Source organism: Actinomyces respiraculi (assembly GCF_014595995.2).
In the GTDB taxonomy this organism is placed as follows: domain Bacteria; phylum Actinomycetota; class Actinomycetes; order Actinomycetales; family Actinomycetaceae; genus Actinomyces; species Actinomyces respiraculi.
The window spans coordinates 539,128-561,245 of sequence record NZ_CP063989.1; the positions used below are offsets into that span (position 1 = coordinate 539,128).

Below are 22,118 nucleotides of genomic sequence, written 5' to 3' on the forward strand. Positions count from 1 at the left end.
CCCTTGAGCGACGGATGAGCGTGTGTGAAAATCACACACATGGAGACGGTGAAGGACTTCGCTCAGCTCGGGGAGCAGATCCGGCGGATCCGCCAGGGCCGAGGGCTCGATCAGGGGCAGCTTGCCGCCCTGTGCCGTGTGGAGCGCACGGCCCTGTCCCGTGCGGAGTCCGGTGAGCGCAAGGTCTCGGCGCTCGAGCTCACGAGGATCGCCGAGGCGCTCGACGTGGACCTCATCGACCTCGTCGCGCGTCCCACTCCGGACGTCCGGGCGGCGCGTCGGCCGGTCGGGGAGGCGGCGACGCGCAATGAACGTGAGGAGGTCCAGGCGGAGATCGACCTCGACCGCGCGTGGAGGGACCTGTGCCAGCTGCGGGAGGCGGGGCTCATCGCGCCGGTGTCGCTGACCTTCGGCGGCTCTGGCCTCGGTTCCCGCGAGGAGGCCCAGGACCTGGCCCGTCGTGCGCGCGAGCACCTTGAGGCGGGGAGTGAGCCCCTGGACGGCATGACCGACGTCGCCTCCCGACTGGGCCTGTGGGCCCGGACGACGCCGGCGCAGATCGACGGCAGGTCGCTGACCCCGGAGCCGGGTCTTGGTGTCGCGGTCGTCGGGGCCGACGTCGAGCCCGGTCGTCGGCGGACGACGCTGGCCCATGAGATCGGCCACCACCTCGCAGGTGATACCTACGAGGCCTCGGGCCACTACGCGGCACCGCGCGAGGCGGAGGAACTGATCGATGCCTTCGCCGCCGAGCTCCTCCTTCCCGAGGCCGCGGTGCGCCGCGCCTGGGACGAGAGCCCGTCGCGCCAGACGCTGGTGCGTCTGGCGGGCGAGTACCGGGTCTCGTGGTCCCTGCTCATGAGGGTCGCGCAGGGAGCGGGCCTCGACCTGGCGTCGATTGACACGACGACGACCCCCGTCGACGCGGACTTCTACCGTGTTCTCGGGGCTCGACCCCAGGAAGACGTCGTACCGCCGGGTCTGCCGCGGGCGTGGATCCAGGCCTGCGCTCGGGCCGCTGACGGTCAGCTCGTCACGCCCCGACGCGCGGCGGAGATGACGCTCGGTGTTCTGCCATCGTGAGTACTGAGAAGAGCACCTCGCCGAGTACGGCGATCCTCGTCTGGGACACGACAGGGCCGCTGCACGCGGCGAGGTGCGGGCAATGTTGACTGGTTGCTCGATGCCGCGGGCGTGCAACGACAACACGTGCTGCCGTCAGGAGTTGCCGAGGAGCTGGATCGCCTCGGGGTGAGAGACCTCGCGGGCTTCGATGTCGTTGACATTGAGGAGTTGGAGGGCCTGACGATCCTGGCCGATTGGCAGCAGCGCCTGGGTACGGCATCAGATGGCAGGGACGGGGGAGAGGCGTGGGTCGCCGCCCTGGCGCAGATGATGGGCGGTGTCGCCATCATCGACGACCGCCAGGCACACGCCGTCATCGAGCGATACTCGGAGCTTGCCGTGCACGGCGTGCTGTGGGCGATCTCGCGGGGCGTTGTCGAGGGTCGGGCTCCCGGGCCCCACGCCTACAGCGGGCTGTGCGACCAGATGCTGGGGGCCCGGGAGCGCGTTGAGCCCGGCTCTCTGAGATGGCCTTTTGATATGGGCGGGTACGTCAGGTGGTTCGAGCGGAACAAGGCGGTGTTGGGCGGTTAGCGGTTTCGCTCTTCCCGTGAGCGTGGCTGGCTGCGAACCCGGTGCGTGTCGCAGACGAACCGGGACGAGCCGACCCGAGGGTGACAGGGGCGTGACGAGCCCGGCCGGGGCGGGTCGGGGTCCGTTGATCTCGTTCGCCGCTCGTTGATCTCGTTCCGTCCTGGTTGATCTCGCTCGCCCGAGGAACGAGATCGACCAGGATGGAACGAGATCGACTGTGAGGCCACGAGGTCACGACGCAGCCCGCGCCTCACCGGCCCTGGGCGGCTCGCCTCACTGGCCCTGGGCGGCGTACGCGGCCTCGACCTCGGCCTTGAGCGGGCGCCACCAGGCCTCGTTGTCCCGGTACCAGTCGATGGTGGCCTGCAGGCCGGAGCGGAAGTCGGTGAACGTGGGTGCCCAGCCGAGTTCCTCGACGAGCCGGGTGTTGTCAATGGCGTAGCGCATGTCGTGGCCGGGGCGGTCGTTGACGTGGACGTAGTCGTCGGCGTCGTGGCCCATGAGCTCGAGGATGAGCTCGACGACCTCCTTGTTGTTCTTCTCGCCGTCGGCGCCGATGAGGTAGGTCTCGCCGATCCGGCCCTTCTCGATGATGTCCCACACGGCGTCGTTGTGGTCCAGGACGTGGATCCAGTCGCGCACGTTCTCGCCGGCGCCGTACAGGCGGGGCTTGACGCCGTCGATGAGGTTGGTGATCTGGCGGGGGATGAACTTCTCGATGTGCTGGTAGGGGCCGTAGTTGTTCGAGCAGTTCGAGATCGTCGCCTCGACGCCGAAGGAACGCACCCAGGCGCGCACGAGCAGGTCGGAGCCGGCCTTGGAAGCGGAGTAGGGCGAGGACGGGTTGTAGGGCGTCGTCGGCGTGAACTTGGCCGGGTCGTCGAGCTCAAGGTCCCCGTAGACCTCGTCGGTGGAGACGTGGTGGTAGCGGACCTTGTGGCGGCGCACGGCCTCCAGCAGGGTGAAGGTGCCTACGAGGTTGGTCTGGATGAAGGGCGAGGGGTCCCGCAGGGAGTTGTCGTTGTGCGACTCGGCGGCGAAGTGGACGACGACGTCGGCGCGCTCGACGAGCGGGTCGACGACGTCAGCGTCGGCGACGTCGCCGACGACGAGCTCGATCTGGTCGGCGATGTCGGCCAGGGAGGCCCGGTTGCCAGCGTAGGTGAGCTTGTCGAGCACCGTCACCGTCGCGTCCGGGTAGCGGTTGAGGGTCTGGTGGACGAAGTTGGCGCCGATGAAGCCGGCGCCGCCGGTGATGAGGACGTGCATGGATCAGGCTCCGTGAGTCGGGGGTGAGTCGGGGTGCGCCAGAGCGCAGGAAGCTCGCTCGCCATGATGCCACAGGGAGCGGCGGCCGCAGCGGGGCCCTGCGCAGCGGGAGCGGGCCCGGGTGTCGGCAGGTGCTGGCTGAGGTACCGTCCGTTGTGGAGCCGGCACGGCGTCGTGCTGCGCGTCATGTGTGGCACGCAGGGTTCCCGACGGCGGCCACATGGGTCTATCCTGCCCCTCAGACCCCATTCGTCACACAGACACCAGTTGTCGTACGTGACCTTCGCCAGTTCCCCGTTGTAAGGAAACCCATGCTGGTATCGCGACTCGCCCGCCTGACCGCCGCCGCCTCCCTTGTGCTCGCGGGGACCGTGCCCGCCGCACTCGCCGGTAGCCCGGCCCTGGCGGCAGGCACCGCGGAAGGCCTGACGGCCCTCCAGGTCGAGGCCGCCTCCGCCGGTCCCGTCCAGGTCCTCGAGCTCACCACGCCCGCCGGCGAGGCCACCGAGCTCGCCGAGGCGGGCCTCGGCGAGCAGCGGGACACGCGGGTACCCGCGGGTACGAGCGGTGGAACAGGTGTGATCCCCCGCCTCGACGTCGCCCTGGCTGACGCCCTCGCCGCGCTCACCGGCACCATCGACCCCGAGGCCGACGCCGCCCTGCTCACCGAGCCGCTTGAGGTCGCAGGCTTCCTCGTGGCCGGCTTCACCTGGGCCGGTTCGGTCGCCCTGCCCGAAGGCACCCAGATCTACCTGCGTGTGCGTGAGAACGGCGTGTGGACCGACTGGTACCTCAACGAGCCCGCCGACGCCGGCCGCGACGACCTCGACCCCACCACCGCCACCTCCGGCACGGACGAGTTCGTCACCGGTGGTGCCGACGCCATCCAGGCGGCCGTCATCGCCGGCCCCGCCGGCCTGCCCGAGGGCCTGTCCCTGTCCCTGGTGCCGGGCGAGCCCATCGGCGAGGAGGTCCTCGAGCCCGAGGACATGAAGGTCGTCGAGGCTGACAAGACCGGCGTCGCCGAAGAGGAGGAACCCCCGACCTTCTCCGCCACACCCTCGCCGTCGGCTCAGCCAGGAGACGGGACCTCGACGGCCACATTCCCCTCCGAGCCCGGCCCCATGCAGAGCTCCGGCCCCTCGCAGTCCCCGGCGGGAACCTCCACCGGAACCGGTATGAGCCCCGCGCTGCCCGCGCTGCTGGCCACGGCCACCACTGCCAACGGCCTGCCCGTGCCCGTCATCACCCGCGCCGAGTGGGGCGCCAACGCCGCCTACCTCGATTGGGACCCGGAGTACGTCACTGCCGGCCACGTCGTCGTCCACCACACCGCCGGGACCAACGACTACACCGCGGCCCAGGCCCCCGGCATCGTCAGGGGCATCTACTACTACCACGCCAACACCCTGGGCTGGGGGGACATCGGCTACAACTTCCTCGTCGACAAGTACGGCAACGTCTACGAGGGCCGCTACGGCACGCTCAGCTCCGCCGCGGGCAAGATGGTCATCGGCGGGCACGCCTACGGGGCCAACACCGGCACGATGGGCATCTCCATGATGGGCACCTTCACCTCGGTCAGTCCCTCCACCGCCCAGCTGCAGTCGGTCGGCAGGCTCTCCGGCTGGTTCCTCGCCCGCGCAGGCATCACCAGCGCCACGGCCAGCGCGCCCTTCACCATCCGCTCGACCGAGAAGTACCAGGCCGGCCAGGTCATCACCCTGCCGCGCATCTTCGCCCACCGCGACGTCGGCTACACCGCCTGCCCCGGCGACGTCGGCTACTCCCTCATGGGCACGATCCGCTCCATCGCCCAGGACCAGGTGACCGCGGCATCGGCCAACTGGCAGTCCTACGGCTCCACCTGGCGGCTTGTCACGGCCGACGGCCGGGTCCTCACCGGCTGGCATCTGGTGGCCGGCACCTGGTACTACCTCGGCGACGACGGCCTCATGCGCACCGGCTGGCAGGCGGCGGGTGTCCACTGGTACCTGCTGGACTCCTCCGGCGCCATGCTCACCGGTTGGCAGAAGGTGGAGGGGAGCTGGTACTACCTCGGCGACGACGGTGCCATGGCCACCGGCTGGCAGAAGGCGGGCGGCAGCTGGTACCTGCTGGACTCGTCCGGCGCCATGCTCACCGGTTGGCAGAAGGTGGAGGGGAGCTGGTACTACCTCGGCGACGACGGTGCGATGGACACCGGCTGGCTGACAGACAACGGCTACTGGTACCACCTGGCCTCCACCGGTGCGATGGACACCGGCTGGCTGAGCCAGGGCAGTACCTGGTACTACCTCGGTGGCGACGGCGCGATGCGCACGGGCTGGGCCACCGTCAACGGGGCCCGCTACTACCTCGGCACCGACGGCGCCATGCTCGCCGGCTGGCAGAAGATGGACGGCACCTGGTACCACCTGGCCTCCACCGGTGCGACGGACACCGGCTGGCTGAGCCAGGGCAGTACCTGGTACTACCTCGGTGGCGACGGCGTCATGGCCACCGGCTGGCAGAAGGTGGACGGCACCTGGTACCACTTCGCCTCCACCGGTGCGATGGACACCGGGTGGCTGAAAGACGACGGCACCTGGTACCACCTGGCCTCCACCGGTGCGATGGACACCGGCTGGCTGAGCCAGGGCAGTACCTGGTACTACCTGCGCTCCGACGGCGTCATGGCCACCGGCACGGTCGACACCGGCGGCTCCTGGCACGCCTTCAGCTCCTCCGGTGCCTGGCTGGGACGCACCAGCGCTCCGACGACGACCCCCACCTCGAGCCTCACGCCGGTGATGGCCGCCCCGAGGGCCGCTCGCAGCACGGTCATCAACACCTTGGTGACCACGTACCAGGGCTCCGGCCGCACCTACCCCGCTGCGGAGCTCGGTCGCGGCGGGGCCTCCTCCCTGTGGTCCTTCTGCGCGATCGTCTATGACGAGGCGGTCGCTGAGGGGGTGAGCCCTGAGCTCCTGTTCGCACAGGTCATGACCGAGACCGGGTGGCTCCAGTTCGGCGGGGACGTCGCGATCACCCAGTACAACTTCGGGGGCATTGGCGCGACGGGCAATGGCAACCCCGGTCTGAGCTTCGCCAACGTGCGCACCGGGCTGCGCGCCCAGGTCCAGCACCTCAGGGCCTACGCGGACGCCTCGGTGACCGTGTCGGACCTGGCGCATCCCCTTGCCGACCCGCGCTTTACATACGTGCGCAAGGGATCGGCCCCGTACGTCGAGTATCTGGGCATCCAGGAGAACCCCGCCGGGACCGGCTGGGCGGCCGCCGCAGGCTACGGGCACACCCTCGTCGCGCTCATGAAGACGCTGGGCTGAGGCGGCACGTGGGAGTTCTGTCAGCCGCCGACGAGCACCGAGGAACGGTTGGCACGCGTACGCTGATCTACCTCCACCACGACCCGGCCGGGCACGTGGAGGACTACGTCCCGCTCGCCATCGGCTCCATGAGGTACTTCGTCGACCGCGTTCTCGTCGTTGTCAACGGCCCTGTGTCCGACGACGCCCGCCAGCGGCTCACCGCAGTTGCAGACGACGTGCTCGTGCGCGAGAACGAGGGCTTCGACGTCGGTGGGTACCTCGCGGGACTGCGGTACCTGGGATGGGAGGCCGTCGCCGGCCTCGAGGGCCTGGTGCTGACCAACAACACCTTCTTCGCGCCCGTCGCCCCCTGGGGACCTGTTCTCGAGGCCGCCGCCGCCCAACCCGAGGCCTCCTTCTGGGGCCTGAGCGAGCACGCCGAGCTGCGTCCGCACCCCTTCCTCGCCAAGAGGGTCATGCCCCGCCACCTCCAGTCCCACTTCCTCGTGGTCAGGCCCAGGCTCCTGGCCGACCCCGCCTTCCGCGACTACTGGGAGACGATGCCGCCGATCGAGTCCTACAAGGATTCCGTCGCCCACCACGAGTCCCGCTTCACCGAGCACTTCCACACCCTCGGTCACGCCTCCTTCGCCGTCTTCCCCCTTGAGCACTACCGCGGCGCCAACCCGTCACTCGACGATGCCGGGTCCCTTCTCGCCGACGGGTGCCCCGCCCTCAAACGCCGACTGTTCTTCCACGACCCGCTCTACCTCGACCACCAGGGCGTGAGCCCGGCCGCGGTCCTGGCCGACGCCGTCGACGCCGGGTACCCCGAGGACGTCCTCCTCGGCGGCCTCGTGCGCACAAGCGCCCCGCGCACCCTCGTCGTCAACGCCGGACTCACCGAGACGCTCACCGGTGCCGCGGTGCCGGTGTCCCGCTCGGCCCGCCCGGTGAACGCCCACGCGCTCGTGACCTCACCCGATGAGGCCGCTTGCGCCGTCGCCCGCCTCGCCGCCCTGCCCGACGTCGAGCGCGCCGTCATCGCCTGCGCCGACGGGCCGGCCCATGCCGCCGTCGACAGCGCACTCCTGGCAGCCCCCGACGTCGCCGCTCGCACTCGGGTGGTGGACGCCCGCCGCCCGGGGCTCGGTGCGCTGGCCTCCCTCCTTCTCGACGCCGCCGACCTCCTGACCGGCGACGGGCTGCTCCTGCGTCTCGCTGTCGGCGAAGCCGTGCGCAACCCCGACGACGACGCGCTCGCCGGCAGCGCTGTGCGCCTGGCTGAGGCGGCCGCCCTCTTCGAGACTCATGCCTCACTGGGTCTTGTGCTGCCCGTGCTGCCCGTCGTCGGCTCGCGTGAGCACGGGCACGGGTGGGCCGGTGGCCGCTCACGTGCCCGCGCCCTCGCGAGGCGCGCCGGCATCCGCGTCCCGCTCGACGCCCACACCCCGCTCGCCGCGTATGGGCGCTCCTGCCTGCTGCGCCCGAGCGCCGCCACGCCCCTGACCGCCCTCGTCGGCGCGCTGAGCGATGCCGACGCGCTGAGTGGGAGCGGGGTCGGCGAGACGCTCGAAGGCCTCCTCGCGCCCGCGTGCCTGAGCGCCGGCCTGCACTGCCGCCAGGTGCTCGGCCCGGCCGACGCGCGTGCCTACGGCCTGCTTGAGCACCGCTACCAGGCGCTCGCCGCCCTCCTGCCCGCCTCGCCCTTCGAGCAGGTGCCGCACCTCGCGGCCCGCAGCGGGCCCCGGGCCTCGCTGGGCGCCGTCGTCCGCCGAGACCTTGAGCGGCGGGCCCCGGGGCTCGCCAACAGCCTCAAGCCCGTCTACCGGATCATGGGCGGTGCTGCCAAGCGCCTGTCCTCACTCCATGGCCGCAGCCGGTGACCCTGGCTGCTACGATCCCGGGATATGGGTAAGACGGTTCTCGTCACTGGCGCTGGTGGCTATATCGGGCGGCATGTCGTGCGTGCCCTCCTCGACCGTGGTCTCGATGTCACAGCCGTGGACCTGCGGCTGGACTCCGTCGACGACCGCGCCGGACGGCTCCAGCTCGACCTGTTCTCCGGTGCCGAGGACATCTACGACCAGATGGGCAGGCCCGACGTCGTCATCCACATGGCCTGGCGCGACGGCTTCAAGCACACCTCGTCGGCCCACATCGATGACCTCGCCAAGCACTTCCACCTCATCGAGAACCTCTACGCCGGAGGTCTCAAGCAGCTCGCCGTCATGGGCACGATGCACGAGGTCGGCTACTGGGAGGGTCCCATCCAGGAGGACACCCCCTGCGCCCCGGCCTCCCTCTACGGCATCGCCAAGAACGCCCTGCGCGAGGTGGCCACGCTCTCGGCCAAGCAGCACGACGCCATCTTGCAGTGGATCCGCGCCTACTACATCGTCGGCGACGACGCCTTCGGCTCCTCCATCTTCTCCAAGCTCCTGGCCGCCGCCGCCGAGGGCAAGAAGACCTTCCCGTTCACGACGGGAAAGAACAAGTACGACTTCATCTCCGTTGACGGCCTGGCCGCGCAGATCGCCGCGATCGTCGACCAGACGAGCGTCACCGGCGTCATCAATGCCTGCACCGGGCTGCCGATGACCCTCGCGGAGCGCGTCGAGGCCTACATCCGCGACAACGGTCTCGACATCACTCTGGAGTACGGTGCCTTCCCGGACCGCCCGTACGACTCCCCGGGGGTGTGGGGCGACCCCACGAAGGTGCGCGCCATCCTCGAGGCCGACGCCCGCTGACCGGGCGCCCATACGCCGTCCGTGCACCCCAACTCTGACGCTCGCCGAGCGAGCACGAAGGGACCCTGTTCATGATCCTCGATGACTCGCCGAGGCGACTCGGAGTCTTCTTCTTCTTCGACGCCGACGGCGTTGTCGACCGCTATGTCGAGGTGCTGCTCGAGGACCTGCTCCACAGCCTCAGCGAGCTCATCGTCGTGGTCAACGGTCACCTGTCGGCCAAGGGCTACGCCCGCCTCGGGACCCTGACCCCCCACATCATCGTCCGTGAGAACACGGGGCTGGACGTCTGGGCCTACAAGACCGCCATGGACTCCTACGGCTGGGACCGTCTGGCTGAGTTCGACGAGGTCGTCCTGCTCAACTCCACGATCATGGGTCCGGTCTACCCCTTCGCCGAGATGTTCGACGAGATGGCCGGGCGCGATCTGGACTTCTGGGGGCCGACCTGGTTCCACGAGATCCGCGACAGCAACTACGGGTCCAGCAGCTACGGCTACATCCCACGGCACCTCCAGTCGCACTTCCACGTCTACCGGCGCTCGCTGGTGACCAGCGAGGCGTTCCAGTCGTACTGGGACGAGATGCCTGAGATCGAGGACTACGTCACCTCCGTCGGTTACCACGAGATCGCCTTCACCAAGCGCTTCGAGGACCTCGGCTTCACCTCGGGCGCCTACGTCGACACCCAGGACCTCGAGAGCATCACCAACCAGCCCGTCATCTTCGCCCCCAAGCGGCTCATCGCGGACAAGCGCTGCCCGATCTTCAAACGGCGCTCCTTCTTCCACAACTACGAGGATGTCCTCGACCAGACGGTCGGCAACGCGGCCCTCGACCTCTACGAGTACCTGCGTGACGAGACGGACTACGACACCGACCTCATCTGGGAGAACCTCCTGCGCACGGTCGAGCTCGCCGACCTCGTCCGCAACCTCCAGCTCACCTACGTGCTGCCCACCCGCTCCGTCGACGTCGAACCCGCAGGCACTCAGCGGATCGCCCTCGTCATGCACGTGCACTACATGGAGCTGCTCGACCAGCTCCTCGGCTACGCCGCCTCCATGCCGGCCGACGCCGACCTCATCATCACCGTCGGCTCGCAGGACAAGAAGCGCCAGGCCGAGGAGATGACCACCGGCCTGGGCCGCAGGGTCATCGTGCATCTGGTCGAGAACCGCGGACGCGACGTCGCTGCCCTTCTCGTCGGTGCCCGTGACCTCGTCGTCGGCTACGACCTCGTGTGCTTCATCCACGACAAGAAGGTCACCCAGATCCAGCCCGGAACGGTCGGAGAGGGCTTCGCCCTCAAGTGCTATGAGAACGTCCTGCCGACCAAGGACTTCGTGAGCAACGTCATCGCGACCTTCGAGCGCGAGCCGCGCCTGGGCCTGCTCACACCGCCGCCGCCGAACCACGCGGACTACTTCCCGATCTACTCCTACGCCTGGGGCCCGAACCTGGAGCGCACGCAGCGACTGCTCAAGGATCTCGGCGCCCGCGTCCCGGTGTCCGGGGAGAGGGAGGTCATCGCGCCCCTCGGCTCGACCTTCTGGTTCCGCCCCGCCGCCGTGCGCAAGATCTTCGACTTCGGCTGGGACTGGGAGGACTTCCCGCCCGAGCCCCTCGCAGAGGACGGCACGGTCTCCCACGCGATCGAGCGCGCCTACTGCTACGTCGCCCAGGACGCCGGCTACTTCAGCGGGATGCTGCTGTCCGACCGCTTCGCACGGATCGAGCTGACCAACCTCAGCTTCTACACCCGCGAGCTCACCACCGCGATGGCCACCCATTGGAAGGCCGACCGTGAGCGGGAGATGGTCTTCACCGCCCGTACGGCCGGATCCGTGCGCGACGTCGTCAAGCGCCGTCTCGCCCAGGCCGTGCCGACGGTGCTGCGTCCCGCCGCGAAGCTCGCCTGGCGGGCTGCCCGCAGGACCCGGAGGATGATCCGATGACCGCAGCCCCGTCCCGCGCAGCGTCCCCGGGCACCAGCCGCCCCAGACGCAGGGTCTTCTCCCTTGACCTCATCAGGGCGCTCGCGACGCTCATCATCGTGCTCACGCACGTCAACAACCCGTTCCTCACCGACGGACGCTACCTGCTGACGAACCAGCCCTTCGGCGTCTACGTCGGGGACCTGGGCGTGTCCCTGTTCCTCATCGTCTCCGGCGCCTCACTGGCCACGACCTATCACGGCCCGCTCAACCTGCGAGTGTTCTTCTGGAAGCGTTTCAAGGGCATCTACCCGATGTTCTGGATCGCGTGGCTGCTGGGAACCCTGTACTTCTTCGTCGACATGGGGGGCCATCCTCTCAACGTCGCGCCTGCCCGCTCACTCATCTGGACTGTTCTCGGCGTCGATGGACTCGTCGCGAACTTCGGAGTGCACACCGCCTACCTCCTGGGCGAGTGGTTCCTCGGCTTCATCATCCTCTTCTACCTCGTGTTCCCGCTGCTGCTCGCGGGCGTCGAGCGCTGGCCCAAGACGACTGCGGCGATCATCCTCGGCCTCTACCTCGCGAGCCTTTACGTCCTGCGCGACGGCGCCTCCTTCCCCAGCTCGGTCATTCTCACCGTGCGCCTGCCCGAGCTCGTGTTCGGCATGTACCTCGTGCGTTACGTCACGAAGGTCCCCCCGGTCGTCGTTGTGCCAGCACTGGCGATGCTGGTGGTCACCAGCGTGCTGGTCGGGACGATCCCGAAGGACGTGGCGACCACCGCCGTCGGGATCAGCGTCTTCCTCATCCTCACCGTGCTCGCCCCCTGGGTGCAGATCGGCCCGGTGAGTGAGGCAGTCACACTCGTATCGACGTACTCCTACCCGGTCTTCCTCGTCCACCACGTCATCATCTACAAGCTGTTCCTCTACTCCGGCCTTGACTACGGCAGCTTCTACCCCGTCCAGCTCGTCGTCATGCTCGGCGTCGTCTGTGTCCTTACCCTCGCCTTGGCGGTCGCCCTCGACCGGCTCACGTCCCGGGTGGTCGCGATGACCGCCCGCGCGTTCGCGGGGCGGTGGTGGCGTCCGCAGGCGCTCGTGACCGGGCCCGATCAGCAGGAAGGGCGGTAAGCCGATGGCCGACAGGCTCGTGGACCCTGACGAGAGCCCCCGCCGGGTTCTCGACCTCACCCTCAGGCTCACCCAGCGCTCGGTGTCCTCCGAGTTCAAGGGCACCGCCCTGGGGCGCCTGTGGTCCCTCATCAACCCGCTGGCGACGATCGCGGTCTTCGCGCTCATCTTCGGCGTCGTCTTCCGCGGCGGGGTGGAGCCCGGACGCAACTCGGGGATCGACTCCTTCGCCCTGTGGATCGGCATCGGCGTCATCTGCTGGAACTTCCTGTCCTCGGGCGTCATGAACGCCATGAACGCACTCGTGAGCAACTCCGGGCTGCTCACGAAGGTCTACTTCCCCCGCCAGGTGCTCGTCTACTCAGCCGTGGCCGCCCTCGTCGTGGACTTCCTCTTCGAAATGGTCGTTCTGCTGCTCATCACCGTCGTTGTGGGCGGGCCGAAAGTCCTACTCATGGTCCCGGCGCTCGTCGTCGTCACTGCGCTCACCGCGCTGTTCTCGATCGGCCTGGGCATGATCCTGTCGATCGCGACGGTGTACTTCCGCGACATCAGCCACCTGTGGCAGATCTTCAACCAGGTGTGGATGTACGCCTCGGGCGTCGTCTTCTCCCTGACGATGCTCGACGACGTCCAGAACCGCCTCTTCGACATGGGGTGGTCGATCAACGGCCGGCCGATCCCGGTCACGACGATCTTCCGCCTCAACCCCGCTGAGACCTTCCTCGAGGCCTTCCGCTCGTGCCTGTACGACTACGCCCTGCCGTCGCCGTGGGTCAGCCTCGCCTGCCTGCTGTGGGGAGTGGGCACCTACGCCGTCGGGATCACCTTCTTCAAGCGTCACTCCGCGCGTATCGTTGAGGAGCTCTGACCGTGTCCGTGCCTGCCATCACCGTCTCCGACGTCTCCAAGCGCTTCCGCGTCTACAAGAACCGCAACCAGTCGCTCAAGGGCGCGTTCCTTCAGCGCGGGCGCGGCACGTACGAGGACTTCTGGGCGCTGAGGGACATCGACTTCGAGATCCCGGAGGGCAAGACCTTCGGTCTGCTCGGCCACAACGGCTCCGGAAAGTCGACGCTGCTCAAGTGCATCGCCAAGATCCTCACTCCCGACTCGGGCGCCATCACCTCGCGCGGACGGATGGCGGCGATGCTCGAGGTCGGGTCCGGCTTCCACCCCGAGCTGTCGGGCCGCGAGAACATCTACCTCAACGGTGCGATCCTCGGCATGAGCCGGCGCGAGATCGAGGCGAAGCTCGACGACATCATCGACTTCTCCGGTGTGGGCGGGTTCATCGACCAGCCGGTGAAGAACTACTCCTCCGGCATGTACGTGCGCCTGGGGTTCTCCGTGTCGATCCACGTCGAGCCGGACATCCTGCTTGTCGATGAGGTCCTGGCCGTCGGCGACATGGAGTTCCAGAACCGGTGCATGAACAAGTTCGCCGAGTTCCGCGCTGACGGGCGCACCGTCGTCGTCGTGTCCCACGGCCTGGAGCAGATGCGCACCTTCTGCGACGAGGCGGCGTGGCTCGACCACGGCCGCCTGCAGGACGTCGGCCCCGCGGCGCCGCTCATCGACTCCTACGCGGACGTCGCCCACGGCGCCCAGGAGGTCAGCTCCGGCGGTACGCGCTTCGGGTCGGGGGAGGCGCAGATCGACCGTATCGAGCTGCTCGACGCCGACGGTGAGCCCACGACCCGCCTGACAACCGGTGACCCGGCGACGATCCGCCTGCACTACCACGCCGACACCACCGTCGAGCGCCCGGTCTTCGGTGTCTCCGTCGACACCCGCGACGGCTTCATCGTGTGGGGGCTGCACGGCCTCGACGCGGGGTTCCAGCCTGAGCGCATCGAGCCGGGGCCCGGCACCGTGGATGTGCGCATTCCCCAGCTCATGATGCGCCCGAACACCTACCTCGTCTCGGCCTCCATCCAGCCGAGTCACCTCACAAGCGTCATCGACGCCCTGCAGAAGGCGCTCGCCTTCGACGTCGTCCCCGGCCCCCGTATGGAGTCCGGGGGGGTGATGGCGCTGGGCGCCCGCTACGAGCGCCTGGTGCCCGAGCAGCCGATGGTCGCCGTTCCCCAACGGACGCCGCCCCCGTCGGAGGGCTGAGCCACCTGAGTCCGCGACGACCGCTGCGCCCGTTACCTTGTTGGTGGTCGCCGGTGATGGGATACCGGTGGCTGGGCCAGCGGCGGCCGGCATGATGTCTTGCCCCTGTCTCACCGAATGATCCGGGGGGCGAGAGTCACCGGTCGTCGTGCGGCGTGCTGGTGAGCGCTGATCGGGGGAAGGGCCTGCCACTGGTGAGGTCTTGCGCACACGTGGGTGCGGGGCTGGTCGCCCGAGAGGCTGGCTCGTCCTGCCACGCAAGGGAGCATCCACTATGAAGGTCGATGACATCGGCGTCTTCGTCGGTATCGACGTCGGTAAGTGCGAGCACTGGGCCACTGCTGTGACCAGCCAGGGCAAGAAGGTCTTTGACAAGGCCCTGCCCAACGACGAGGCCAGGCTCCGCGTTCTGTACGAGACGCTGGCCTGTCACGGCCGGCTCCTGGTGGTGGTTGACCAGGTGCGCCACCACCAGGCGCCCTGGCGGTCGCCCTCGCCCAGGACATGGGCATTCACCGTGGGCTACCCTGCCTGGCCTGTCCATCAGGCGCATCGCCAACCTGAGTCCGGGCAACGCCAAGACCGACGCGCGTGACGCGGCCGTGATCGCCCAGGCGGCCCGCACCATGGCCCACACGCTCAGGTCCGTCAGCGCCTCGGACGAGGACGCTGCCGCACCCTCGATGCTCACCGGGTCCGGGCCTGGACCCGGCCCGCCAGGTCAACCAGACGGCCAACCGGATCCAGGGGCCCGTGCGCACCCAGGCCCCGCCCCGCCCTGGCCAAGGTCCTGGGCCCCTGGCTCGAGCACGACGCCGTCCTTTCAGGTGATCGCCGCCTGGCCCACCCCCGCCGCCCTGCGTAAGGCCGGACGGGCACGCATCGACGCCAGGCCCCGAGGCGCACGGCGCCCAGGCGCCACACCACGTGGGCAAACAAGATCATCAACGCGCTTCAGGCCCAGAGCGCGGTGGTGGCCGGCACCAGTGCCGCCGGCGTCGGTGCCGCCTGGCCCGACAGCTGGCCGCCCTGCACGCCCACAGACATGACATCGCCCGCCAGGTCGAGGCCCCGGCGGGTGGCCCACCCTCTCTTGCCAGGTCCCCACCACCCATGCCCGGGCCAGGGGTCCCGGCCGCCGCAGTCTTTCTCGCCGAGACCCTCGGACGGACCTTCGACACCAGCGCCCAGCTCGCCTCCCACATCCGGCCTGACCCCCGTCACCAGACGATCGGGCACCTCCATCAGAGGCGAGTACGTCTCCCACGCCGGCAACAAGCGCCTCAAGCGTGCCATGTTCGGCTCCGCCTTCGCCTCACTACGCTCAGACCCCGCCTCCAGGGCCTACTACGACCGCAAGATCACCCAAGGCAAAGCGCCTTGGGCCAAGCCCTCATCGCCCTGGCCCACCGACGCATCCTCACCCTGCACGCCATGACCCGCAACAAAGCCCTCCACAACACACCAGCACCACCCCAGCAACTACCCACCGCCGCTTGACACACCACACAGGCACACCCCCCCGCGCCCGTGTGCCCGCTCCCGCTCTCACAGTCCGCCTCCGCTCCGGCAGCTCGCGCGATCCCCACACCTGCGACCGGACTCGGCGCGCGTCGGGTTGATCTCGTTGGCAGGCGGTTGATCTCGTTCCCCGTGCGTTGATCTCGTTCCCCGCGGGTTGATCTCGTTCGTTGAGGGAACGAGATCAAGGGTTCGCGAACGAGATCGACGACGGGGGGGGGAACGAGGCAGAGGATGGAGGTGACCGACAGGGGTCCCGGACGAGCCACCCGCCGCCGCTTGACACACCACATAGGGGCACCCCCCGCGGGCTCAGCGCCCGCCGCGGTGACGTGTGCAGCGGGGCTTGCACGCTCACGCATGTCGACGTCTGTCGGAAACCGCGGAATCACGCGGTTTTCTCGATCGGCGCTCACGAGTGCTTCAGCTCCCATGTGCATGGACCTCGCCCATGCACATGGGAGCTCACAAGACCGTTTGAGGCAAAACAGCCCAAACGGTGCAATACCAACGGAAAGTCCAGATCCGCCAGATCACACCAGTCACATGAGCGTGCACGCCCCCTCCCAGCACCCTGGACACCGGCGGTTGCGCGACCGGCATCTGGACCGGTGCACACCTGTAGGGCGGAGAGTCGGTGGGCTCAGCGGGGGCGACGACGGCGGAGGGCCCGACGGTGCAGGGCAGAGGGCAACGCCCGCAGCGCCTGGGCGCCACCCGTGGCGACCGGGCCCCGCAGGCCCGCCGTCAGCATGCGCCCCGTCGTACGGGCAAGCGCTGCGAGCGCCACGCGCGCGGGCGCATGCTCGACAGCCACGAGCAGCCGGTTGCGCGTGTTGACACGCACGAACATGTCGGAGCCGGCACCCGAGGAGGCCGCGTGCTCATGGTGGACGACGGCGCCGCGCACGAAAGCCACGTCGAAGCCGGCCTCGCGCAGGCACCAGGACAGGTCCGTGTCCTCGTAGTACATGAACAGGTCCTCGCGCAGACCGCCCACCTGCCGCCACACATCGGTGCGCACCGCGCAGGCGCCCCCGCACACCCCGAAGACTTCCTCCGGGGCGTCGAGCCCGTCCAGGGGGGTGAGCCAGTCCCGGTCCTGCCCGTTGCCGGAACCGTCGACGATGTTGCCCGTGGAGTTGACGAGCACGACCCCCTCACCAGCCGCGGCAGCGGGCTCGCCCGCCCTCGTCCAGCGCAGCCCACGGGCGTCCACGAGGGCGTCCTCGCCGTCGTGAGCCCGACGCCACCGGCCCGCCAGCAGCATGAGGGCCGTCGTCGCTCCGAGCCGGGGGCGGGAACCGTCCAGCGGGCCGACGAGGGCGTCGAGGAACCCGTCCTCGGCCACGGCGTCGTTGTTGAGCAGGACGAGCACGTCCTCACTGAGTCCTGCGGCCCCGGCATTGGCGCCCGCCCCGAAACCGAGGTTCTCCGCCGTTTCAACGACGTCGAGCCCCGCCTGTCGAAGAGTCTCGGCCGAGCCGTCACCGGAGGCGTTGTCGACGACGACGAGGCGGTCGCCGCCCCGCAGCTGAGGCAGGATCGAGCCCGCCGCCCGCAGTGTGAGGTCCGCTCGACGCCAGTTGACCAGGACCACCCGCGCCGTCGGCCGCGTCACCGCACGCCTTCGGCCAGGTCCGCGTAGACCTCCTCGTGGGCCGCGGCCGAGGCCTGCCACGTGAAGGTCGCGGCCCGCTCCAGGCCCGCGGCGCGCAGCTCATCGTGCGCGGGACCGATCGCGCGGGCCAGCTGACGGGCGATCTTGTCAGGGGCGGTCGAGTGGGCCAGCAGGCCCGCGTCACCGCAGACCTCCTCCATGCACGTGCCGCGGCTGGTGACCACCGGGGTGCCGTAGGCCATCGCCTCGAGCACCGGCAGCCCGAAGCCCTCCCAGTGTGAGGGGAAGCAGAAGGCCCGGGCACCGGTGTAGGCGGCGGCGAGGTCGGCGTCGGACAGGCGGCCGGTGACGTGCACGCGCCCACCCAACTCCTCAACAAGACGACGCTCTTCGACGTTGGTGCCCCAGCCCTGCGGACCGACGAGGACGAGGTCCAGTCCCGGGTAGTCGGTGGCGAGGACGCTGAAGGCCCGCAGCAGCGCGATGAGGTTCTTGCGCGGCTCGTGCGTGCCCGTCCACAGCACGTACTCACCCTTCAGGCCGTGATCGGCCCGGAAGGCCTGCACCTGCTCCTCGGTGACCGGCAGCGTGCGCACGCCGTGGGGGATGACCACAATCCGTTCAGCCTCGATGCCGGCGGCCACGCAGTCGTCCGCCGTCGCCTGCGAGGGGGTGATGACGACGTCGGCCTCGGCGATCGTGCGGTCCAGGCAGCGCAGGAAGAAGGAGGTGCCGCGCCTGGTGAAGTGCTCGGGGGCGCGCAGGAAGGCGAGGTCGTGAACGGTGACCGCCAGCGGCAGGCGTGTGCCCGGCACCGCCCAGGTCGTGGCGTGGACGACGTCGGCGCCCGGCAGGACGGACTCCGCCCGCGGCCGGCGCAGCCGGTTCCACGACTCGTACAGGGCCGTGCGCGGCAGGCGCGCGGTGCGCACCGGCATGGAGGCGGGCAGGCCGAGGTCCGCCGGGGCGGAGGCGGCCCCGTGCGCGGCGGCCAGGCCGGCGACGCGGCAGCCGCGCTCGCTCAGCGCCTGGGCCAGCTCGACGACGTAGGTGCCCGAGCCACCCGGCACGGGCTGCCACAGCTGCTCGACGACCATGGCGACCTTAGGGCCGGGCGCCGTCCTCGTGTCACTCGTCATGTGCTTGAGGATACGGGCTCGGGCACGGCCGCGAGAGTACTGCCCTGCCGGTAGCCTGGCATGCATGAAGGTCCTGCTCGACGCCACTGCCATCCCCGCGAACCTGGGGGGTGTGGGCCGTTACGTCGATGACCTCGTGCCCGAGCTGCTCGACACCGGGCTTCAGCTCGCCATGGCCGTCCAGGAGCGCGACGTCGAGCACTTCCGCGCCAAGGCGCCGCGCGCCCGGCTCTTTCCCGTCTCTGAGCGCCTGACCAACCGCGGCGCGCGCCTGGCCTGGGAGCAGACCGGTCTGCCCGCACTCATCCACCGCATCCGCCCGGACGTCCTGCACTCGCCGCACTACACCTACCCGGCGGCGCACCAGGTGCCCGTCGTCGTCACGCTGCACGACGCCACCTTCTTCTCCCACCCCCAGGCGCACTCGCGCCTCAAGCAGGTCTTCTTCACGACGGCGATCCGGCGCGCCGTGCGCGGGGCCGACGCCCTCGTCGTGCCCTCGGCCGCCACCCGTGACGAGACCCTGCGCTTCGTCGGGGTCGGCGCCTCGAAGTTCCACGTCGCCTACCACGGGGTCGACACGCAGGTCTTCCACCCCGTGGACGACGCCGAACGCGAGCGTGTCGCCGCCGGCCTGGGGCTGGAGGGACGGCGCTACATCGGCTTCCTCGGCACCCTCGAGCCGCGCAAGAACGTCCCCAACCTCATCGAGGGATGGGTGCGGGCCTTCCACGACGCCGACGAGCCGCCCGCCCTCGTCCTTGCCGGGGGCAAGGGCTGGGACGAGGGGATCGAGCCGGCGCTCGACGCGGTCCCCTCCCACATGACGGTGCTGCGGCCGGGCTACCTTCCCCTGGAGGACCTGGCGGGCTTCCTCTCCGGCTGCGAGGTTCTTGCCTACCCCTCGATCGCCGAGGGCTTCGGGCTGCCGGTGCTCGAGGCGATGGCCTGCGGTGCTGCGGTACTCACCACGCGTGAGACGAGCCTGCCGGAGGTCGGCGGTGACGCCGTCGCCTACTGCGGCCTGGACGCTGAGGCGATCGCCCGTGCCCTCGTGGAGCTCGACGCCGACCCGGCCCGCCGGGCGGCGCTGGGCCGGGCCGCCCAGGCACGCGCGGCCGAGGAGCAGTTCACGTGGCGGGCCTCGGCCCGCGTCCATGTCGAGGCCTATGAGGCGGCCCTGGCCCTGCACCGCCGCTGAGAGCCGTGAGCAGTTCCACGGCGCAGGCAGGCACCCGCTCTGTATGATCCCGTGGAGAGACCGTGGTGCGGTTGTGCTGACTGAGGTCGGCTGCTCGTGCCGTCAACCGTCCCAGAAAGGCCCTTTCATGAGCCGTCTTCGTCGTCTTGGCGCTGCTGTCGCGTGCGCACTTCTCCTGACGCTGCCCGTCACCCAGGTGGCCGCGCAGCCCCTGTCGGCCACCGCGTCGGCCACCGCCTCCGCATCCCCCTCGGCCTCCGAGACGCCCGCTCCCGAGGCCGCTGACGCCTCCGTTCCCGTTGACGGGTGGCAGGAGGCGGACGGCCGATGGTTCTACCACGTCGAAGGCCGGGCCGTCTCGAGCCAGTGGGTGCAGGACGGTGACTTCTGGTACTACCTGCACGACGGCGGTCAGATGGCCACCGGCTGGGTCAAGATCGGGGACTTCTGGTACTACCTGTACGACAACGGTCAGATGGCCACCGGCTGGGCGAAGATCGGTGACTTCTGGTACTACCTGTACGACAACGGTCAGATGGCCACCGGCTGGGCGAAGATCGGTGACTTCTGGTACTACCTGCACGACAACGGCCAGATGGCCTGGAGGTGGATGGCGCAGGGCGGCACCTGGTACTACCTGCACGGTAACGGTCAGATGGCCACCGGCTGGGTCAAGGACGGCGACTTCTGGTACTACCTGTACGACGGCGGCCACATGGCCACCGGCTGGCTGTCGCAGGGCGGCACCTGGTACTACCTGTACGGTAACGGCCAGATGGCCAGCGACCAGTGGGTCGGCTCCTACTACCTCCAGTCAGACGGCTCGATGTCCTCGCCCTACGCGGTGACGGGGGTGTGGCTCCAGCTCGCCCAGTGCGAGTCGGGCAACAACCCCACGGCGAACACGGGCAACGGCTACTACGGCATGTACCAGTTCTCCCTGTCCACCTGGCGTTCCGTGGGCGGTACCGGCTACCCCCACCAGGCGAGTGCCCAGGAGCAGACCATGCGTGCCCAGATCCTTCAGGCCCGCTCTGGTTGGGGCCAGTGGGGAGCCTGCTCGGCGAGGCTCGGGCTGTACTAACCAGCGATGGACGCTGAGGACCAGAGCGGCCACGGTGCCGCCATGAGGACCTCCAGACGTCATCGCCTGCGCCCCCTCCCGATCCTGGCTGCCCTTCTCGCGCTGCTCGTCGGCGTCGGATGGGCGCTGTCCTCCCCCCTGTCCCCGTCCCCCGACGACACTCTCCCGCTGGGGTACCACTGGGTCCGCCCCCTGCTCATCGGCCCCGACGCCGAGCTCGCGGCCGTGCTCATACGGATCCTCAATACCCTGCTGGGCGTCGTCCTCATCGCGTCCCTTCACACGCTGGCGCCACGGGATGAGCAGCGGGCGGTGCTGCTCGTGCCGCTGATCGCGTGGACCCCGATGGGGCTGTACCTCATCGCTTCGGACAACCCGACCTCCTGGGCGGTCGTCGGCCTCTACGCGTACAACGCCGGGATGTACCTGGCCACCCGTGCGCAAGGACGCAGGCGCGTCGGATTGCTCGTCACCGGTGCGCTCGGCGCGCTCATGTGCATGGCCGCGCGCGACGACGTCGCCCTCTTCCTCCTCCTCGTCGGCATCGCACTGTTGCTCGCCGTGCGATGGACGCGAGGGGTGTGGCCCGAGCTCCTCATCACGGTGGCCTTCGGGGTCCTCGGGCTGCTGGAGATGCTCTCCTTTGGGGGCACGGAGACGATGCCCGGGGCAGCCCCCGACGGCACCGAGGGGGGCGTCCTCCATCGCCTCCTTATCGGCATCATGACCATCCCGAAGTACATCGGCGGCTTCTGGGGGGTGCACTGGGGCCCTGGGAGGGGCGACGTCTCGCTGGACCCGCGCAGCCCCTACGTGCTCGTCATGCTCGCGGTTGGCGCTCTCATCCTCCTGGCCCTGCGCTCGGGCACGTGGCGCACGTGGCTGTCGACCTTGGTCCTCATCGGCACCGGAGCCCTCCTCCCCGTCGTCCTCTACGCAGGCGGGGTGTTCGAGCCGCTCGAGGCCTTCGAAGCGCGATACGTCCTGCCCCTGCTCGCTCCCGCGCTGCTCATGCTCCTGATCGTCGACAAGGACGAGCCGGTGAGTCTCAGCCGCCCCCAGGCGATCTGGACCGGAGCCTGCGTCATCACCGCTCACGTCATCGCCCAGCAGGTGGTGCTCATGCACTACGTCAAGGGCGACCCGCAGTGGTCGGGGGACCTGCCCATCAGCCCGATGATGCTGCTGTTCATCACCTCGTGCGCCTTCGCCGTGCTGACTGCAGTCGTGCTCGTGAACGTCACGAGGCCCGCGCGTGACGGCAGGACGGCACGTGAGGGCATGGTCTCCGTCCTCACCTGAGTCACCGGAGCGGGCTAAACTGCACAGTGCCGCAGCGCCCGCTCGCGGACACACAGAGCCTGAG

General features: G+C 69.4%; 15 protein-coding genes and 1 pseudogene. 13 read left to right on the forward strand and 3 right to left on the reverse strand.

Annotated elements, in window-relative coordinates; genetic code table 11:
* Window positions 1–24: 24 nt before the first annotated feature.
* Both ID810_RS02240 and ID810_RS02245 read left to right on the forward strand, forming a co-directional pair.
* On the forward strand, window positions 25–1,083 hold the full coding sequence (locus ID810_RS02240; RefSeq protein WP_166856257.1) for a helix-turn-helix domain-containing protein: 1,059 nt from the start codon (window positions 25–27) through the stop codon (window positions 1,081–1,083).
* 93 nt (window positions 1,084–1,176) lie between these two features.
* Window positions 1,177–1,659, forward strand: coding sequence for a hypothetical protein (locus ID810_RS02245; protein ID WP_166856255.1), 483 nt, complete (start codon window positions 1,177–1,179; stop codon window positions 1,657–1,659).
* Window positions 1,660–1,932: 273 nt separating this feature from the next.
* Here ID810_RS02245 and rfbB read toward each other — a convergent pair whose 3' ends face one another.
* Window positions 1,933–2,928, reverse strand: coding sequence for a dTDP-glucose 4,6-dehydratase (rfbB, locus tag ID810_RS02250; RefSeq protein WP_166856253.1), 996 nt, complete (start codon window positions 2,926–2,928; stop codon window positions 1,933–1,935).
* A gap of 311 nt (window positions 2,929–3,239) precedes the next feature.
* On the opposite strand from rfbB, the gene ID810_RS02255 reads away from it, so the two are divergent.
* The 8 genes and pseudogenes from ID810_RS02255 to ID810_RS02290 all read left to right on the forward strand — a co-directional run bounded on the left by ID810_RS02255 (window position 3,240) and on the right by ID810_RS02290 (window position 15,686).
* Entirely contained in the window at window positions 3,240–6,257 is a 3,018-nt protein-coding gene (locus ID810_RS02255; protein WP_166856252.1) for an N-acetylmuramoyl-L-alanine amidase, read from the forward strand.
* 8 nt (window positions 6,258–6,265) lie between these two features.
* Window positions 6,266–8,125 carry a rhamnan synthesis F family protein gene (locus ID810_RS12625; RefSeq protein ID WP_166856250.1) on the forward strand — a complete coding sequence of 620 codons (1,860 nt, stop codon included), beginning with the start codon at window positions 6,266–6,268 and terminating at the stop codon, window positions 8,123–8,125.
* 24 nt (window positions 8,126–8,149) lie between these two features.
* Window positions 8,150–8,992, forward strand: a complete 843-nt coding sequence (locus ID810_RS02265; protein WP_166856248.1) for an NAD-dependent epimerase/dehydratase family protein — start codon at window positions 8,150–8,152, stop codon at window positions 8,990–8,992.
* A 71-nt stretch (window positions 8,993–9,063) separates the two neighbouring features.
* Window positions 9,064–10,950, forward strand: coding sequence for a rhamnan synthesis F family protein (locus ID810_RS02270; RefSeq protein WP_166856246.1), 1,887 nt, complete (start codon window positions 9,064–9,066; stop codon window positions 10,948–10,950).
* Window positions 10,947–12,065, forward strand: a complete 1,119-nt coding sequence (locus ID810_RS02275) for an acyltransferase family protein (RefSeq protein WP_166856244.1) — start codon at window positions 10,947–10,949, stop codon at window positions 12,063–12,065. The genes ID810_RS02270 and ID810_RS02275 overlap by 4 nt, the downstream gene beginning before the upstream one ends.
* A 4-nt stretch (window positions 12,066–12,069) precedes the next feature.
* The gene (locus ID810_RS02280; RefSeq protein WP_166856242.1) at window positions 12,070–12,936 is read left to right on the forward strand and encodes an ABC transporter permease; all 867 of its coding nucleotides are present in this window, start codon (window positions 12,070–12,072) and stop codon (window positions 12,934–12,936) included.
* Window positions 12,937–12,938: 2 nt separating this feature from the next.
* Window positions 12,939–14,186 carry an ABC transporter ATP-binding protein gene (locus ID810_RS02285; RefSeq protein ID WP_235931560.1) on the forward strand — a complete coding sequence of 416 codons (1,248 nt, stop codon included), beginning with the start codon at window positions 12,939–12,941 and terminating at the stop codon, window positions 14,184–14,186.
* Between the two features lie 274 nt (window positions 14,187–14,460).
* Window positions 14,461–15,686, forward strand: a pseudogene (locus tag ID810_RS02290) (IS110 family RNA-guided transposase).
* Between the two features lie 664 nt (window positions 15,687–16,350).
* Here the strand turns inward: ID810_RS02290 and ID810_RS02295 are convergent.
* Window positions 16,351–17,328 carry a glycosyltransferase gene (locus ID810_RS02295; protein ID WP_166856240.1) on the reverse strand — a complete coding sequence of 326 codons (978 nt, stop codon included), beginning with the start codon at window positions 17,326–17,328 and terminating at the stop codon, window positions 16,351–16,353.
* Complete coding sequence (locus ID810_RS02300; protein ID WP_235931559.1) at window positions 17,325–18,467, reverse strand: glycosyltransferase family 4 protein; 1,143 nt, start codon at window positions 18,465–18,467, stop codon at window positions 17,325–17,327. Before ID810_RS02300 ends, ID810_RS02295 begins: the two co-directional genes overlap by 4 nt.
* Before the next feature lie 64 nt (window positions 18,468–18,531).
* Between ID810_RS02300 and ID810_RS02305 the strand changes: the two genes are divergently transcribed.
* The 3 genes from ID810_RS02305 to ID810_RS02315 all read left to right on the forward strand — a co-directional run bounded on the left by ID810_RS02305 (window position 18,532) and on the right by ID810_RS02315 (window position 22,054).
* Window positions 18,532–19,668 carry a glycosyltransferase family 4 protein gene (locus ID810_RS02305; RefSeq protein WP_166856238.1) on the forward strand — a complete coding sequence of 379 codons (1,137 nt, stop codon included), beginning with the start codon at window positions 18,532–18,534 and terminating at the stop codon, window positions 19,666–19,668.
* Window positions 19,669–19,795: 127 nt separating this feature from the next.
* Window positions 19,796–20,752, forward strand: a complete 957-nt coding sequence (locus ID810_RS12630) for a transglycosylase family protein (protein WP_166856236.1) — start codon at window positions 19,796–19,798, stop codon at window positions 20,750–20,752.
* Between the two features lie 6 nt (window positions 20,753–20,758).
* Window positions 20,759–22,054: a DUF2142 domain-containing protein gene (locus ID810_RS02315; RefSeq protein WP_166856234.1), complete on the forward strand. Its 1,296-nt coding sequence runs from the start codon at window positions 20,759–20,761 to the stop codon at window positions 22,052–22,054.
* Window positions 22,055–22,118: the final 64 nt, after the last annotated feature.

What these genes read in the sequence shown, in the direction of transcription:
- rfbB (WP_166856253.1), bottom strand. Translation starts at nt 2,928, where the DNA reads ATGCACGTCCTCATCACCGGCGGCGCCGGCTTCATCGGCGCCAACTTC.
- ID810_RS02255 (WP_166856252.1), top strand. Translation starts at nt 3,240, where the DNA reads ATGCTGGTATCGCGACTCGCCCGCCTGACCGCCGCCGCCTCCCTTGTG.
- ID810_RS02265 (WP_166856248.1), top strand. Translation starts at nt 8,150, where the DNA reads ATGGGTAAGACGGTTCTCGTCACTGGCGCTGGTGGCTATATCGGGCGG.
- ID810_RS02270 (WP_166856246.1), top strand. Translation starts at nt 9,064, where the DNA reads ATGATCCTCGATGACTCGCCGAGGCGACTCGGAGTCTTCTTCTTCTTC.
- ID810_RS02275 (WP_166856244.1), top strand. Translation starts at nt 10,947, where the DNA reads ATGACCGCAGCCCCGTCCCGCGCAGCGTCCCCGGGCACCAGCCGCCCC.
- ID810_RS02280 (WP_166856242.1), top strand. Translation starts at nt 12,070, where the DNA reads ATGGCCGACAGGCTCGTGGACCCTGACGAGAGCCCCCGCCGGGTTCTC.
- ID810_RS02300 (WP_235931559.1), bottom strand. Translation starts at nt 18,467, where the DNA reads ATGACGAGTGACACGAGGACGGCGCCCGGCCCTAAGGTCGCCATGGTC.
- ID810_RS02305 (WP_166856238.1), top strand. Translation starts at nt 18,532, where the DNA reads ATGAAGGTCCTGCTCGACGCCACTGCCATCCCCGCGAACCTGGGGGGT.
- ID810_RS12630 (WP_166856236.1), top strand. Translation starts at nt 19,796, where the DNA reads ATGAGCCGTCTTCGTCGTCTTGGCGCTGCTGTCGCGTGCGCACTTCTC.
- ID810_RS02315 (WP_166856234.1), top strand. Translation starts at nt 20,759, where the DNA reads ATGGACGCTGAGGACCAGAGCGGCCACGGTGCCGCCATGAGGACCTCC.